This window comes from Aliiglaciecola sp. NS0011-25 (assembly GCF_040370605.1).
GTDB lineage: Bacteria > Pseudomonadota > Gammaproteobacteria > Enterobacterales > Alteromonadaceae > Aliiglaciecola > Aliiglaciecola lipolytica_A.
In genome coordinates this window covers 271,952-284,849 of sequence record NZ_BAABWR010000003.1, presented here as the reverse complement: position 1 = coordinate 284,849, position 12,898 = coordinate 271,952, and the positions used below count along the sequence as shown (strand labels likewise).

Annotated in this window: 10 protein-coding genes; 6 read left to right on the top strand and 4 right to left on the bottom strand. The window is 42.0% G+C overall.

From position 1 onward, the window contains the following. Window positions 1–354 precede the first annotated feature (354 nt). Together def and ABWV72_RS04320 are read right to left on the bottom strand one after the other, a co-directional pair. Window positions 355–873: a peptide deformylase gene (gene def / locus ABWV72_RS04325; protein ID WP_353368939.1), complete on the bottom strand. Its 519-nt coding sequence runs from the start codon at window positions 871–873 to the stop codon at window positions 355–357. Continuing rightward, window positions 870–1,484 carry a YehS family protein gene (locus ABWV72_RS04320; RefSeq protein ID WP_353368937.1) on the bottom strand — a complete coding sequence of 205 codons (615 nt, stop codon included), beginning with the start codon at window positions 1,482–1,484 and terminating at the stop codon, window positions 870–872. Before ABWV72_RS04320 ends, def begins: the two co-directional genes overlap by 4 nt. Before the next feature lie 256 nt (window positions 1,485–1,740). Between ABWV72_RS04320 and ABWV72_RS04315 the strand changes: the two genes are divergently transcribed. Continuing rightward, window positions 1,741–2,220, top strand: a complete 480-nt coding sequence (locus tag ABWV72_RS04315) for an acyl-CoA thioesterase (protein ID WP_216047610.1) — start codon at window positions 1,741–1,743, stop codon at window positions 2,218–2,220. 100 nt (window positions 2,221–2,320) lie between these two features. Here ABWV72_RS04315 and ABWV72_RS04310 read toward each other — a convergent pair whose 3' ends face one another. Then, window positions 2,321–3,484: a DcaP family trimeric outer membrane transporter gene (locus ABWV72_RS04310; RefSeq protein ID WP_353368934.1), complete on the bottom strand. Its 1,164-nt coding sequence runs from the start codon at window positions 3,482–3,484 to the stop codon at window positions 2,321–2,323. A gap of 242 nt (window positions 3,485–3,726) precedes the next feature. Between ABWV72_RS04310 and acs the strand changes: the two genes are divergently transcribed. The 3 genes from acs to ABWV72_RS04295 all read left to right on the top strand — a co-directional run bounded on the left by acs (window position 3,727) and on the right by ABWV72_RS04295 (window position 7,280). Beyond that, the gene (gene acs / locus ABWV72_RS04305) at window positions 3,727–5,667 is read left to right on the top strand and encodes an acetate--CoA ligase (RefSeq protein WP_353368932.1); all 1,941 of its coding nucleotides are present in this window, start codon (window positions 3,727–3,729) and stop codon (window positions 5,665–5,667) included. Between the two features lie 117 nt (window positions 5,668–5,784). Continuing rightward, window positions 5,785–6,444 carry a response regulator transcription factor gene (locus ABWV72_RS04300; RefSeq protein ID WP_216047607.1) on the top strand — a complete coding sequence of 220 codons (660 nt, stop codon included), beginning with the start codon at window positions 5,785–5,787 and terminating at the stop codon, window positions 6,442–6,444. A gap of 122 nt (window positions 6,445–6,566) precedes the next feature. Then, window positions 6,567–7,280 carry a heparan-alpha-glucosaminide N-acetyltransferase gene (locus ABWV72_RS04295; RefSeq protein WP_353368930.1) on the top strand — a complete coding sequence of 238 codons (714 nt, stop codon included), beginning with the start codon at window positions 6,567–6,569 and terminating at the stop codon, window positions 7,278–7,280. On the opposite strand, the gene ABWV72_RS04290 is transcribed toward ABWV72_RS04295, so the two are convergent. Further along, on the bottom strand, window positions 7,255–10,677 hold the full coding sequence (locus ABWV72_RS04290; protein ID WP_353368928.1) for a PAS domain-containing hybrid sensor histidine kinase/response regulator: 3,423 nt from the start codon (window positions 10,675–10,677) through the stop codon (window positions 7,255–7,257). The genes ABWV72_RS04295 and ABWV72_RS04290 overlap by 26 nt on opposite strands. A 235-nt stretch (window positions 10,678–10,912) precedes the next feature. On the opposite strand from ABWV72_RS04290, the gene ABWV72_RS04285 reads away from it, so the two are divergent. Together ABWV72_RS04285 and ABWV72_RS04280 are read left to right on the top strand one after the other, a co-directional pair. Continuing rightward, window positions 10,913–11,179 (top strand): DUF4212 domain-containing protein, encoded by a 267-nt coding sequence (locus ABWV72_RS04285; protein ID WP_216047605.1) that lies wholly within the window; start codon window positions 10,913–10,915, stop codon window positions 11,177–11,179. Between the two features lie 10 nt (window positions 11,180–11,189). Then, window positions 11,190–12,896 carry a sodium:solute symporter family protein gene (locus ABWV72_RS04280; RefSeq protein ID WP_342806848.1) on the top strand — a complete coding sequence of 569 codons (1,707 nt, stop codon included), beginning with the start codon at window positions 11,190–11,192 and terminating at the stop codon, window positions 12,894–12,896. The last annotated feature ends 2 nt before the right edge of the window (window positions 12,897–12,898 follow it).

Sequence of the window (12,898 nt, the reverse complement as noted above, 5' to 3'; positions counted from 1 at the left end):
AAAGCACCCGCCTACAGGGTAGGGGAGATTATCTTTGTAGCATGGTCTTCAGGCCATGGAATCCATGTAAAACGATGCGGGGCTAAAGCACCCGCCTACAGGGTTGGGGGGGATTATCTTTGTAGCATGGCCTTTAGGCCATGGGATGATTGCAAAAAGCTACGGGGTTAAAACACCGGCCTACAGGGTAGGGGGGATTATCTTTGTAGGATGGTCTTCAGGCCATGGAATCCTTGCAAAACGCTGCGGGGCTAAAGCACCCGCCTACAGGGTAGGGGAGATTATCTTTGTAGCATGGCCTTTAGGCCATGGAATCCATGAAAAACGCTACGGGCAAAAACACCCGCCTACAGATTAAGCGTATTTATTCTGCCAAACTTCGTTTGCCATGACATCATCTGCTGATTCGATGTGGTCTAACCAAGTCTTTCCAATCAGGTGATCGTATTCGTGTTGGAATATACGTGCCAGAAAGCCTTCAAACAGTCGCTTCTCGATGTCACCATTTTCCGCTAAGTACTCAATTTCAATCCATGTAAAACGTTTTACCTTGCCCCGTAGTCCAGGAACTGACAAGCATCCTTCCCAATCTTTATTTTGTGTCTCACTACTTGCCAATACTTTTGGATTTATCAGAATTAAAGGTTCCATGTGCGGGGCATCGGGATATCGAGCATTGGGTCTTGAAGCTATGATCATTATCGCTCGGGGATCGAATACTTGAGGAGCAGCAATACCAATACCATTGGCATCTAACATGGTTTGTTTCAAAGCTAGTAAAAACTGAGTCAATTCATTGGTTAACAAATCAGCCGGCGAAACTGCAACAGCTGGTGTTTTTAAAATTGTCTCTCCAACTTGGGCTATTTTCATTTAGGATCAACCTTACCCCAAACCGAATTGGTTTCTTCAGGCGCAGGTTTGGCTTTGTCTTTTTGACTAATTGCTTGTCGAGGTTTATTTGGTTTTTGCGGTTTATGAGTTTTAACAACGGGGGTTGTGGCGGTCTTTACTGCATCTGGACGGTATTTAACTACCATTCCTTTAAGTAAGTTGCGCACTACCTGATCACCACTTTCTTTATAATTTCGATGATCTGCCTTTCTGAACATAGCGTTAAGTTCGCCTTTACTTAAACGAAAATTGGCTAACTTCAATATAGCTAACATATCTTCGTCTCTATAGCTCATGGCAATACGGATTTTACGTAAAATGTCGTTGTTTGATAGTCGTTCACTGCCTTTTAGAACAACAGGTTCAACACCTTCTTGTTTGCCACGTCTTTGAATAATCAAACCGTCTAGAAACAGACTGAGTATCTTATCTCGACAGAGCATAAACCCCGGCTCGTCTTCTTTTTTCATGAGCATTGATAAGTAGTCTTTTTCCATTTCATAGTTAGCTAAACTAAAAATAGCGATAGTCGCAGTGTCATCTAGTCTGAGCGCATAGCGAAGACGGCGTAAAATATCGTTGTGAATCATAAATAAGGCCAAATTTTGTTGATTAAGGTTATTCTACCTGAAACCGAAAAATAAACATCCTATCGACTGTAATTCGATTAATGCTGATGGATGAAGGTGCGTCGACCAATAACTTTAATGGAATATGTGGAGTTATTCGAGGGAGCAATACAAAAAGCCCTAATCCGAGCTGGGTTGGGGCGACAAAAATTAAATTGCACATTTTTTGTCAGCTAAAGTATAGTAAATTAACTATCTGAATTATAAGGCTTTGATTATGAGTGAGAATAGCCAAACTGAGTTTCGGTTTTTAGCAGAACCGACAGACGTTAATTTTGGTGGGAAAGTACACGGTGGAATGGTGATGAAATGGATCGACCAAGCTTCTTATGCTTGTGCGGCGCAATGGAGTAAACATTATTGTGTGACAGTATCTGCCAATGCTATTCGCTTTATTAAGCCAATTTTGGTTGGTCAAATGGTAACGGTCAGTGTGCGCATTGTTCACACGGGAAGAACCAGTATGCACCTTTATGTGGTGGTTCGTGCCTCGGATCCAAAAGAGGAAGAAGTCACAGTTACTAATCGTTGTTTCATTACCTTTATGGCCATCGATGAGTCTGGTTCCCCAGTGGAAGTGCCGCATTTCACGCCGCAAAGTGAAGAAGAAATCTTGCTTGAGCAAGTCGCTATTAGTGGTAAAGATTTCGCTAAAAAGTTAGACAAGCATTTTGAAGAAATGCTGGGCTGGAAATAGTAATAGTGGCTTAAAAAAGCCACTATTTTAGACTGACACTTAGGGGATAGCGTTAAACAACTACTGGTGAAGTCACACCCATGCTCCCCTTTTTGAGACGTTAGAACGCGTATTTCGCTGAAAACTGTAGGCGGCTCATATCGCCGTCAGCGCCAGTTTCAAGTTCACGTTTTGCATAGGCGTACTCTGCTCCAAAGGTAAGCTCTTTGCTTGGAGAGTAGAGTATATTTGCACGAGCGCTATAAGTCTGCTTGGTGGTGGATGTCCCTGTTAACGCGGTATCATTGTCTGCGCTAAAAATGGAATAGGTAAAGTTACTTCTCCACTGCGGATCCCAAATATGTCTGTAGGCAATACTAAAACCGCTTGAATCAATTGCTTCTAATTCATTATCAGCATTCAAAACTGCACCATTAACAGCATTTAGTGCTAAATAACGCCCCAAACCTTGACCATAATTGGCTGCGATTCGAATGTCGTCTTGGCCAAGGTTGAACTTGGCGGTCAAACTAATACCTGCACTAGTTGTTGAGGTATCAATATCATTTTCGCCTTGTTTGTTGACGTAGGATAACTGGCGTAATAGCCCTGCAATTGCAAAGTGCCCCCAATCTCCGTTAAAAGTATATCGTGCTGCCAAATCTGGTACAGGGTTATCGTCAGTGACAATACGAGTACCACCACTTAAAGGTGAAACTGTGGTTTCAGGGTTTTCCAACGAAACTTCAAAGTTTCCCGTTGAGTATTTAACCATGACTTGTCGAACAAATATTGTACCGTCCGTAGAACCGATGAAATCGAGGGTTTCAGGAAGTGCTTTGACATCCATAAAGGTGGTCCATGTCTGCCCAATTAACCAATCGTTATATTTAATAAAAGCGTGTCGTATTCTTGGTTCATAAGAATTACTTACACGTTCATTTCCATCTGGTGTTACTTGGAAGTCAAACTCTAGAACGCCGACAACTTTGTCGCCACTATCCAGATCGGTATTAGTGGTGAACCTAAAACGCGACTGTTTAATATGGGCATCAAATTGAGTCGACTCTTCTTCGCCGCCTACAGGTGTAAGGCTCGGAAGATAGAAGTCTCTACCAATACTACCAGAAGCTAGAGTGCCATCACTATAGCTACTGAACATGGCATCGGCTTTTAAATAGCCGCTAAATTGAACATTTGTTTTGTCTAATAGGTTGGCATTGGTTGCAGTACCATACAAAGTGCCAAGTGCTAGCGTAATTGCTGCTGTAATTTTAGTTTTCATGACTTTTCCTAGTGCAGTTTAATGCTCAGTAAACTTTGCACTAAGATTCACTTTTTACATATAAGCGGATGGTCTATCAGACCATAGTCGTATAGTCTAGAAACTGAATTTTGAATGAATAAAGTGGTAGTTTTTAATTAAGTAAGACCAAAGTCAGCTTCGGTAAGACCAAAGTCGCATTCCACTCTTTAATATTAACGTTACAGTATGTGCAGTTGCTAAAAATTGTGTTGGAGAACCCTATGACAGATTCATTATATCCGGTCCCAGAGACCGCTAAACTAAATTCCCATTTAACCCCTGAATTGCATGCACAGATGTATCAGCAATCAATAGAATCTCCGGATCAATTTTGGAAGGAGCAAGCGGCAAACTTAGATTGGTTTACTTTTCCAACTAAAATAAAAAATACTTCTTTTGCCAAAGATGACGTTAGCATTAAGTGGTTTGAAGACGGCGAGCTTAACGTCAGCTATAACTGCATAGACCGGCATTTACCAGCAAAGGCTAATGATATTGCTATTGTTTGGGAAGGCGATTCGCCAGATACCGACAGCAAAGTTACTTATCAAGAATTACATGACCAAGTGTGTCGTCTTGCCAATGGTATGAAAAAGCTAGGCATTCAAAAAGGTGACCGTGTTGCGCTTTATATGCCAATGGTACCTGAAGCCGCTGTTGCCATGCTGGCATGTACCCGCATTGGTGCTATCCATTCGATTATATTCGGTGGTTTCTCACCTAACGCAATCGCCGATCGAATTAATGATTCAGATGCCAAATTAGTTATTACCGCTGATGAAGGTCGCCGCGGTGGTAACTGTGTACCACTTAAAGTGAATGTAGACGATGCCCTTAAAGATAATCGTTGTCCGAGCATCGAGAACGTTATTGTATTTAAAAATACTGGTAACGATGTTGCTATAGGCGAGAAAGACATTTGGTGGCACGAGTTAACCGCTAAATGTGACGCTCAGTGTGAACCCACTGCAATGAATGCAGAGGACCCTTTATTCATTCTTTATACCTCAGGCTCTACTGGCACTCCTAAAGGCGTTGTGCACACTACAGGTGGTTATTTAGTGTATGCAGCAATGACCCACAAATACGTATTTGACTACCAAGATGGAGAGGTCTATTGGTGTGCGGCTGATGTGGGTTGGATTACTGGACATACTTATATTGTCTATGGACCCCTTGCTAATGGTGCTACAACGTTAATTTTTGAAGGCGTACCAACTTACCCAGATGTGCGTCGAATTTGTCAAATTGTTGATAAGCATGAGGTTAACATTCTGTATACCGCGCCCACAGCGATACGTGCGCTCATGGCCCAGGGGCAATTTGCTGCTGAAGGCACTACCGGTGACTCTTTACGATTATTAGGCTCAGTAGGTGAGCCAATTAATCCAGAAGCTTGGACATGGTATTACGAAACCATTGGCCGCAGTCGTTGCCAGATCGTCGACACTTGGTGGCAAACTGAGACGGGAGGCATCATGATGACTCCTTTACCCAGTATTACTGCCCTTAAGCCTGGTGCAGCTTCTATTCCATTCTTTGGCGTTCAACCGGCCTTAGTTGATGGTGAAGGAAATGAACTTAGCGGCGCCACTGAAGGCAATCTGATCATTAAAGACAGTTGGCCTGCCCAAGCAAGAACGGTTTATGGCGATCATCAACGCTTCGTGCAAACTTATTTTAGTACTTATGACAATGCGTACTTTACCGGTGACGGCTGTCGCCGTGATGAAGATGGTTATTATTGGATTACCGGTCGTGTTGACGATGTACTAAATGTATCAGGACACCGTCTTGGTACGGCAGAGATTGAAAGTGCCCTTGTATCTCACGATGCCATCGCTGAAGCTGCAGTAGTAGGTTATCCTCACGATATTAAAGGTCAGGCAATTTATGTGTATGTTACACCGGTAGCGGGTGTAGAAGTAACGGATGAATTAACGGCTGAAATACGTAAGTGGGTACGCACAGAATTGAGTCCTATCGCGGTTCCCGATTTGGTTCAGTGGACCAATGGATTACCTAAGACCCGCTCAGGTAAAATTATGCGCAGAATACTACGTAAAATAGCCGCTAATGAGTATGAGCAACTTGGGGATACATCAACATTAGCTGATCCCAGTGTGGTTGATAGCCTAATTGAACTAAGGTTAAATCGTTAAACTAGTCAATAAAGGGGCAATATTTGCCCCTTTATTACGTTAGTTCGAGATTTTTTGTTGATTTAAGCGTATTGTCCTGATTCAATTGGATCACTTTTTAGACACGCTGATAACACTATGTTCACATTGCTGATTGCTGACGATCATCCTCTCTATCGCGATGCATTGCGTATTGCGTTAAATCTATCTGAACATCAATTAACTATTTTAGAAGCCAGTGACTTAACTCAGACCCTTGATATCATCCAAAATAATGATGTCGATTTGTTGCTATTGGATTTGCATATGCCCGGTAGTAATGATCTATTTGGTTTGATTCACATTCGCAAACTATATCCTGACCTGCCTGTTGCTGTGGTATCCGGACTTGAAGATAAAAACATAGTATCCAAAGTGATTAATACTGGTGCGATGGGCTTCATTCCCAAAACAACGGGTTCAGAAGATATTGCCAATGCTGTTGAAACCATACTTGATGGTGATACTTGGATTCCTAAATCACTGGTCAACGAAATTGATGAAATTGATAGCGAATTTGCCGCTTTAGCCGACAAGGTATCCAGTTTAACCAATGCCCAATACAAGGTACTGTGTTTTATGCGAGACGGTTTATTAAATAAACAAATTGGCTTTGAATTGGATATTGCCGAGGCCACGGTGAAGGCCCACGTGACCGCTTTATTCAAAAAACTTGGCATCAACAATCGTACTCAAGCAGTATTAATTGCATCGCAACTTGAGCTTACGCCTCCGGCTCCTGATCTGTGTCATAAATAAAGTATTCTTTTTCAGTGCCGGAGTGATTCAAAATTGCGTCACACTTTTTTATGGAAAAGGATTAATCGCGAAATTTTAGCTAAATGCTACTACAATAGACCGACTTACTGTTTTTGAGTGTAATGATGTCTGCTAAACCTGCTTCAAAACGCATTTATACTGTTGATTTAATGCGCTTTTTTGCCATTGTCTTGATGGTTGTTTTCCACTTTATCTATGATCTTAAATTCTTTGGTTGGGTACCTTCAACTATCCCTGATGGCCACGGCTGGCGTGAATTTCGTTATGTCATATTGACCTTGTTTTTCTTATGTGTGGGCTTTTCTTTAGCGGCTGTGCATGGTTCTGGTTTTAAACAGAAGCACTTTATTAAGCGATTTATCCAGCTACTTCTAGCTTCTGCTGCAGTTACTATCTCATCGTTAATAATGGCACCAAATAATTGGATCTTTTTTGGTGTGTTACATTTCATCGCCATAGCCAGTGTAATCTGCGTACCTCTTGCTCGGTTTCCCTACGCCGCTCTTTTCGCTGGAGTCATCATAATAGCGGCATTCAACTTAGGTTGGGTAAGCAGTATTTGGCCATTTCAGCCGATACGTCACTTACTGCCGGGCTACACGAACGACTACGTAGGATTGTTCCCTTGGACGGGCGTGGTGTTTATTGGTATTTGGTTATGTTATCAACAGTGGTTCTTAAACGATCCTGCGCACAGATTTGCGCGCAGTAAAATCGTCTTATTTGCCAGTAAACACAGCCTCATTATCTACCTTATTCATCAGCCAATTATGTTTGCAATATTTGGCCTTATTGGGGTGTTCTGGCAAGCCTAAAGCTATTCAATAAAGCCCGTAATTTCGCAGGTTTAACGGGTTTACTTAAATAACTAATATTTCGTTTTTTACATAAATCTATTATTTCCGTCTGTTGATTTGCGGTCACTAGTACAGCATGCAAATTCTCTCCGTATTGGCTACGAAGTGCGGCAATAACATCGATACCATTTGCATTATTTGCTAAGTGATAATCAACCAGTATGACATCTGGTATACGCGAGTTTAAGTGGGTTATCGCTTGTGTAAGATCTAATGCCGTGATGACATTTACTTGCCATTTGTTCAATACGGTTTGCATGGCATCTAGGTTTTCGTCTTTATCATCAATGCACAAGACTTGCATATCCTTCAAACCCGTATTGTTGGTCGACGTGTTTTCCGGTTGTTGTGAATGTGATTGACCTTGCGGAATATCAAAGCTAAAACAACTTCCCTTATTCGGTGTAGAACGAACACTTACATCAATGGCCAATTTACTGGACATTCTGGATACCACCCCTAAACCTAAGCCAACGCCGTGCTGAGGGCTTCCATCGACCCGATAAAAGTCGTTAAAAATTCTATTTTGTTCTGACGCAGAAATGCCAATTCCGGTATCCCAAACTTGAATTAAAATACGTCCATTTCGTTTTCTGGCGCTTAACAGTACTTTGCCTTTTTTAGTGTATTTCACTGCATTTGAAAGCAAGTTTTGTACAATTCGATACAGGTGAGTTTTATCAGTATTGACCCAATAGGGTGGAATTTGAGTGCGCAGTTGCAACCCTTTTTGCTCGGCCTTCATGGCGAACTCGTCTATCAATGAACTCAATAACTTAGGCAGTAGTACATCTTCTAGGGTTAATTTCATTTCACCTTGATCGAGCCTAGCTATATCTAACAAAGTAGCAATTAGGGTTTCGCTGGAGTTCACACTATCACTAAGTTTTTGCAAAATTTCTTTGGCTTCAATGTCCACATCAATTTCACCCAAGGCTGACAAATATAACTTCGCGGCGTTTAAGGGTTGCAATACATCATGGCTAGCCAAGGCGAGAAAACGGGTTTTACTAGCATTGGCATCTTCTGCTGCTTTTCGCGCTTGTACTAAATCCTCTTCTAATTGCGCTCTTCGTTCTATTTCACTGCGTAGTTCGGCATTAATTGCTTGGACTTCTTCGCCTCTTTTCTCAATTCGACGCTCTAAGTTTATTTTTGATTCTTCCAACGCTTTTTGAATCTCAATATGGGCGGTAATATCGTTGAAACTGGTAACAAAGCCGCCGCCAGGAAGAGGATTTCCCACCATTTCAATCATTCTACCGTCGCTGCGTTGACGAATAAATTTATGTGGATGACCTGCTTTTAAGTGGGCAACGCGCTTTTGCACTAGTGCATCAACTTCACCTACTCCGCATTCACCTCGCTGCGCGTTATAACGCACTAAATCTTCGATGGGGGTGCCAACATTGACAAGGTCCGCGGGGTAATTAAATAGTTCAAGATAGCGCCGATTCCAAGCAACCATATTGAGATTTTTATCGATAACACTGATGCCTTGATCTAAACTTTCAATTGAGGTGAATAAAGCAGTGGTGTTGAATTGAATTGCTTGGGTTGTGTCATCGAAAAAATTAACCACTTCTTCAAAATCTAACTTTTTACCGCCCAGGGCACTATCGATGAGGGCTTTGGCACTTGATGCACCTAAGGCACCACCAAGTGCTCGTTCACAATATTCTAGAAATTCATGATCTGGAGATTGGTGGTCTTGTAGCTTTATTTTGGAACGATTCTCAAAATCCTCCATTAAGATTTCTACTCTGGACTCTCCAAGAAAAGTCGACAATAAAGTGGACAGGTCACCAATAGTGGCGGTTTTGCGCTGTTTTTTGGTCTCTTCAATGATTTCTTCTCTGGGGGAAACAAAGGCTTGCGATTGAATTCGATCGACCAATCTATCTTGAGCGAAGTGAGAAAACAGCAAATAACAACTTGTGTTGGCTAACAAACTAACCATTGCTGCCACACTAATCACTTCTGATTGCAGTTGGGTGGTGTTGACTTCGTTTAACATGGGGAACATAAGCCACATTACCCAAGTTATAAAACCGGCCAGCAAACCGGCGTAAACGCCATGGGCGTGACCTTTTTTCCAGTACAGTCCACCTAAAATAGCGGGTAATAGTTGCACGACTAATGAGAACGCCACTAAGCCAATTGAGAGGAGTGAACGGCTCCCAGTCATTTGTTGATGGTAAAAGTAGGCAAGGCCGATCAAGGTTGCGATCACTAACCGTCTGACTAATAAGATGGTCTTAGCGTAATTAAACTGTGGCGCGTTGTGGTTTTGGCGAGACAGCATTTTAGGCAAAATTACGTCATTGGTCACCATAGTACTTAACGTCAAAGTGGCAATAATGATCATTGCCATTGCGGCGGATAATCCACCTGTGAAGACCAGAATTTTAACCAATAAAGAGTCCGACAATATGGCTAAACTTAATACATAAGTATCGGGTTCTTGTGCTCCTATGAGGGTTTGTCCTGCTGCTGCAATGATAGGGATAACAGCTGCGGTTAAAGCTAAGTACAGTGGGAATAAAACCCGTGCGGTTTTAAGGTGAGATAACTTTAAATTGTCCACTACTGCCACATGAAATTGTCTGGGTAAACAAATAATTGCGGCGGCAGACATGAGTGTTTGAGCAAAAAATGGCAGGGTATAGAACTGCGCGGTGGAGTTAAATTTTGACAGTGCGTCACTAAATTCTTGGGGTTTGTCGGCGACCGCCCAGAAATAAGCCAAAGAAGCCACCACGATTAATGCGATGAGTTTAACACTGGATTCGAAAGCAATCGCTAGCATTAAGCCCCGTCGATACTCAGTCACATCCGAGTGTTGAGTTCCAAAATAAATTGCAAAAAATGCAATGAAAACAGAGGCAATTAACACAATCACTTCACTGTGTTCTTGTTCGGTAATTAATTGAAACGCAGAGCCAATGGCTTTGAGTTGTAAAGCCATATAGGGGATGGTTGCTAAAAGCGCGATAAAGGTGACTAACAAGGCGACAGTTTGACGCTTGCCGTAACGGGAGGAAATAAAGTCAGCAATGGTCGTAATATTTTGTCTTTTACTAACCAAAATTAACTTATAAATAAAGCGATAACCAAAAAGATAAACCAATATTGGCCCTAGCAAAATCGCAATATATTGCCATTGATTACGAGATGCTTCTCCCACCATGCCAAAGAATGTCCAAGCTGAACAATAAATTGCCAAAGCCAAAGAATACACTATTGGATGCGAAGTGATCGCACGGGCCAAAGGTGTGTTTCTATCTCCCCAACGAGCTATCCAAAATAACCCAGTTAGATAAATTAAGGCTAATAAAACCCAACCCAATGTCATTTAATTCTGTACCTAAAACACTATCGATATTAGTAATTTAGCACACTTTTGAAAAATTAATTGTTGTACTACGACCATAGTCTCATTTCACTACTAGTAATACATGGATAGATTAGAAAACGTTCGGAATGGCAGTCATTCTGATTTGAAAAATTCAAGGCTTTGGTCGGCACCAGTTTTTGCGTATGTGCCATTCCAAGGTTAATTGCCAGACTAAAAGCATGAGGAAACGAGCATGGCGTTTAAAACAGAAGAAGATAAAAAAGCCTATTGGCGAGACAATCTCTCGTTAATGTTAAAACTGCTGATTGTATGGTTTGTTGTATCGTTTGGATTCGGCATTCTGCTAGTTGATGTACTAAATGAAGTGAGATTTTTCGGCTTCAAACTTGGTTTCTGGTTCGCACAGCAAGGTGCTATTTACGTATTTGTGGCGTTGATTTTTGTCTACGTTCGTCAAATGAATATTTTAGATAAACGCTACGGCGTAGACGAAGAGTAGGAGAGCTCAGATGGACGTACAAATTTTAACTTTTATCATAGTCGGTGCTTCATTTTTACTTTATATCGGCATCGCAGTATGGGCTAGAGCTGGCTCAACCAATGAATTTTATGTTGCTGGAGGCGGGGTACATCCCATTGCTAACGGTATGGCTACAGCCGCCGATTGGATGTCAGCCGCTTCGTTTATATCAATGGCCGGTTTGATCTCATTTATGGGATATGACGGTGCAGTTTACTTACTCGGGTGGACTGGTGGTTACGTACTACTTGCCCTTTGTCTTGCACCCTATTTGCGTAAGTTCGGCAAATTTACGGTGCCAGATTTTATCGGAGACAGATACTACTCTCAAACGGCTAGAACGGTAGCGGTAATCTGTGCCATCTTTGTTTGTTTCACTTACGTAGCTGGACAGATGCGTGGTGTTGGGGTGGTATTCAGTCGCTTCCTTGAAGTGGATATTGTTTCTGGTGTAATTATTGGAATGGCAATCGTATTCTTCTATACCGTATTAGGTGGTATGAAAGGCATTACCTATACTCAAGTCGCACAGTATTGTGTACTCATCTTTGCATATCTTGTACCTACCATCTTTATTTCAATGATAGTAACAGGTCACATTTTACCGCAAACAGGATTTGGAGCGACACTCGCTGATGGTTCGGGGGTGTATATGCTAGACAAACTCGATGGACTCTCCCTAGAGTTAGGGTTCAACGAGTATACATCGGGTACCAAAAGTATGATTGATGTATTCTGTATCACTGCCGCGTTAATGGTCGGTACAGCTGGATTACCGCACGTTATTGTTCGTTTCTTTACCGTTCCTAAAGTTCGTGATGCTCGTTACAGTGCTGGTTGGGCATTGGCTTTTATCGCAATTCTTTATACTACCGCTCCTTCTTTAGCATCCTTTGGTCGAGTCAATATGATCGAAACCATTAACGGTACTGATCAAATGGGCACTAACTATAGTGAAGCCCCTAGTTGGATTACTAACTGGGAAAAAACGGGTTTGATAGTTTGGGATGATAAAAACAACGACGGTAAAATGTTTTACTCAGGTGATGAACGCAATGAAATGGACGTGGACCGTGACATCATGGTTATGGCTAATCCAGAAATTGCAAACCTTCCTGCATGGGTAATTGCTTTGGTTGCCGCAGGTGGTGTAGCCGCAGCACTTTCGACTTCAGCAGGTCTGCTTTTGGTAATCTCGACCTCAGTTTCCCATGATTTATTGAAACGAAACTTGATGCCGGATATTACCGATAGAAAAGAACTGTTTTATGCACGCTTAGCAGCAGGTGTAGCCATATGTATTGCTGGATACTTCGGGATTAACCCACCCGGATTCGTAGCACAGGTGGTCGCCTTCGCGTTCGGTCTTGCAGCTTCGTCCTTCTTCCCTGCTATTATTATGGGAATATTCATGAAGCGAATGAACGACAAGGGCGCAATTGCAGGTATGTTGGCAGGTATCACATTCACTACTGCTTACATTATCTACTTTAAATTTGTAAACCCAGCGGCAAATGTACCTGAGAATTGGTTATTTAAAATCTCACCAGAAGGAATCGGTACTATAGGTATGTTAGTTAACTTCGCTGTGGCATTAGTTGTATTGAAATTCACTGGCGATTCGCCAGAAGAGATTCAGCAACTAGTAGAAGATATTCGTTATCCGAAAGGATCAGGAGAAGCTTCTGCTCACTAAGT

Excerpts from the sequence above, each read along its gene's own strand:
- def (WP_353368939.1), bottom strand. The coding sequence starts at position 873 with ATGAAAATAGCCCAAGTTGGAGAGACAATTTTAAAAACACCAGCTGTT.
- ABWV72_RS04320 (WP_353368937.1), bottom strand. The coding sequence starts at position 1,484 with ATGATTCACAACGATATTTTACGCCGTCTTCGCTATGCGCTCAGACTA.
- ABWV72_RS04315 (WP_216047610.1), top strand. The coding sequence starts at position 1,741 with ATGAGTGAGAATAGCCAAACTGAGTTTCGGTTTTTAGCAGAACCGACA.
- ABWV72_RS04310 (WP_353368934.1), bottom strand. The coding sequence starts at position 3,484 with ATGAAAACTAAAATTACAGCAGCAATTACGCTAGCACTTGGCACTTTG.
- acs (WP_353368932.1), top strand. The coding sequence starts at position 3,727 with ATGACAGATTCATTATATCCGGTCCCAGAGACCGCTAAACTAAATTCC.
- ABWV72_RS04300 (WP_216047607.1), top strand. The coding sequence starts at position 5,785 with ATGTTCACATTGCTGATTGCTGACGATCATCCTCTCTATCGCGATGCA.
- ABWV72_RS04295 (WP_353368930.1), top strand. The coding sequence starts at position 6,567 with ATGATGTCTGCTAAACCTGCTTCAAAACGCATTTATACTGTTGATTTA.
- ABWV72_RS04290 (WP_353368928.1), bottom strand. The coding sequence starts at position 10,677 with ATGACATTGGGTTGGGTTTTATTAGCCTTAATTTATCTAACTGGGTTA.
- ABWV72_RS04285 (WP_216047605.1), top strand. The coding sequence starts at position 10,913 with ATGGCGTTTAAAACAGAAGAAGATAAAAAAGCCTATTGGCGAGACAAT.
- ABWV72_RS04280 (WP_342806848.1), top strand. The coding sequence starts at position 11,190 with ATGGACGTACAAATTTTAACTTTTATCATAGTCGGTGCTTCATTTTTA.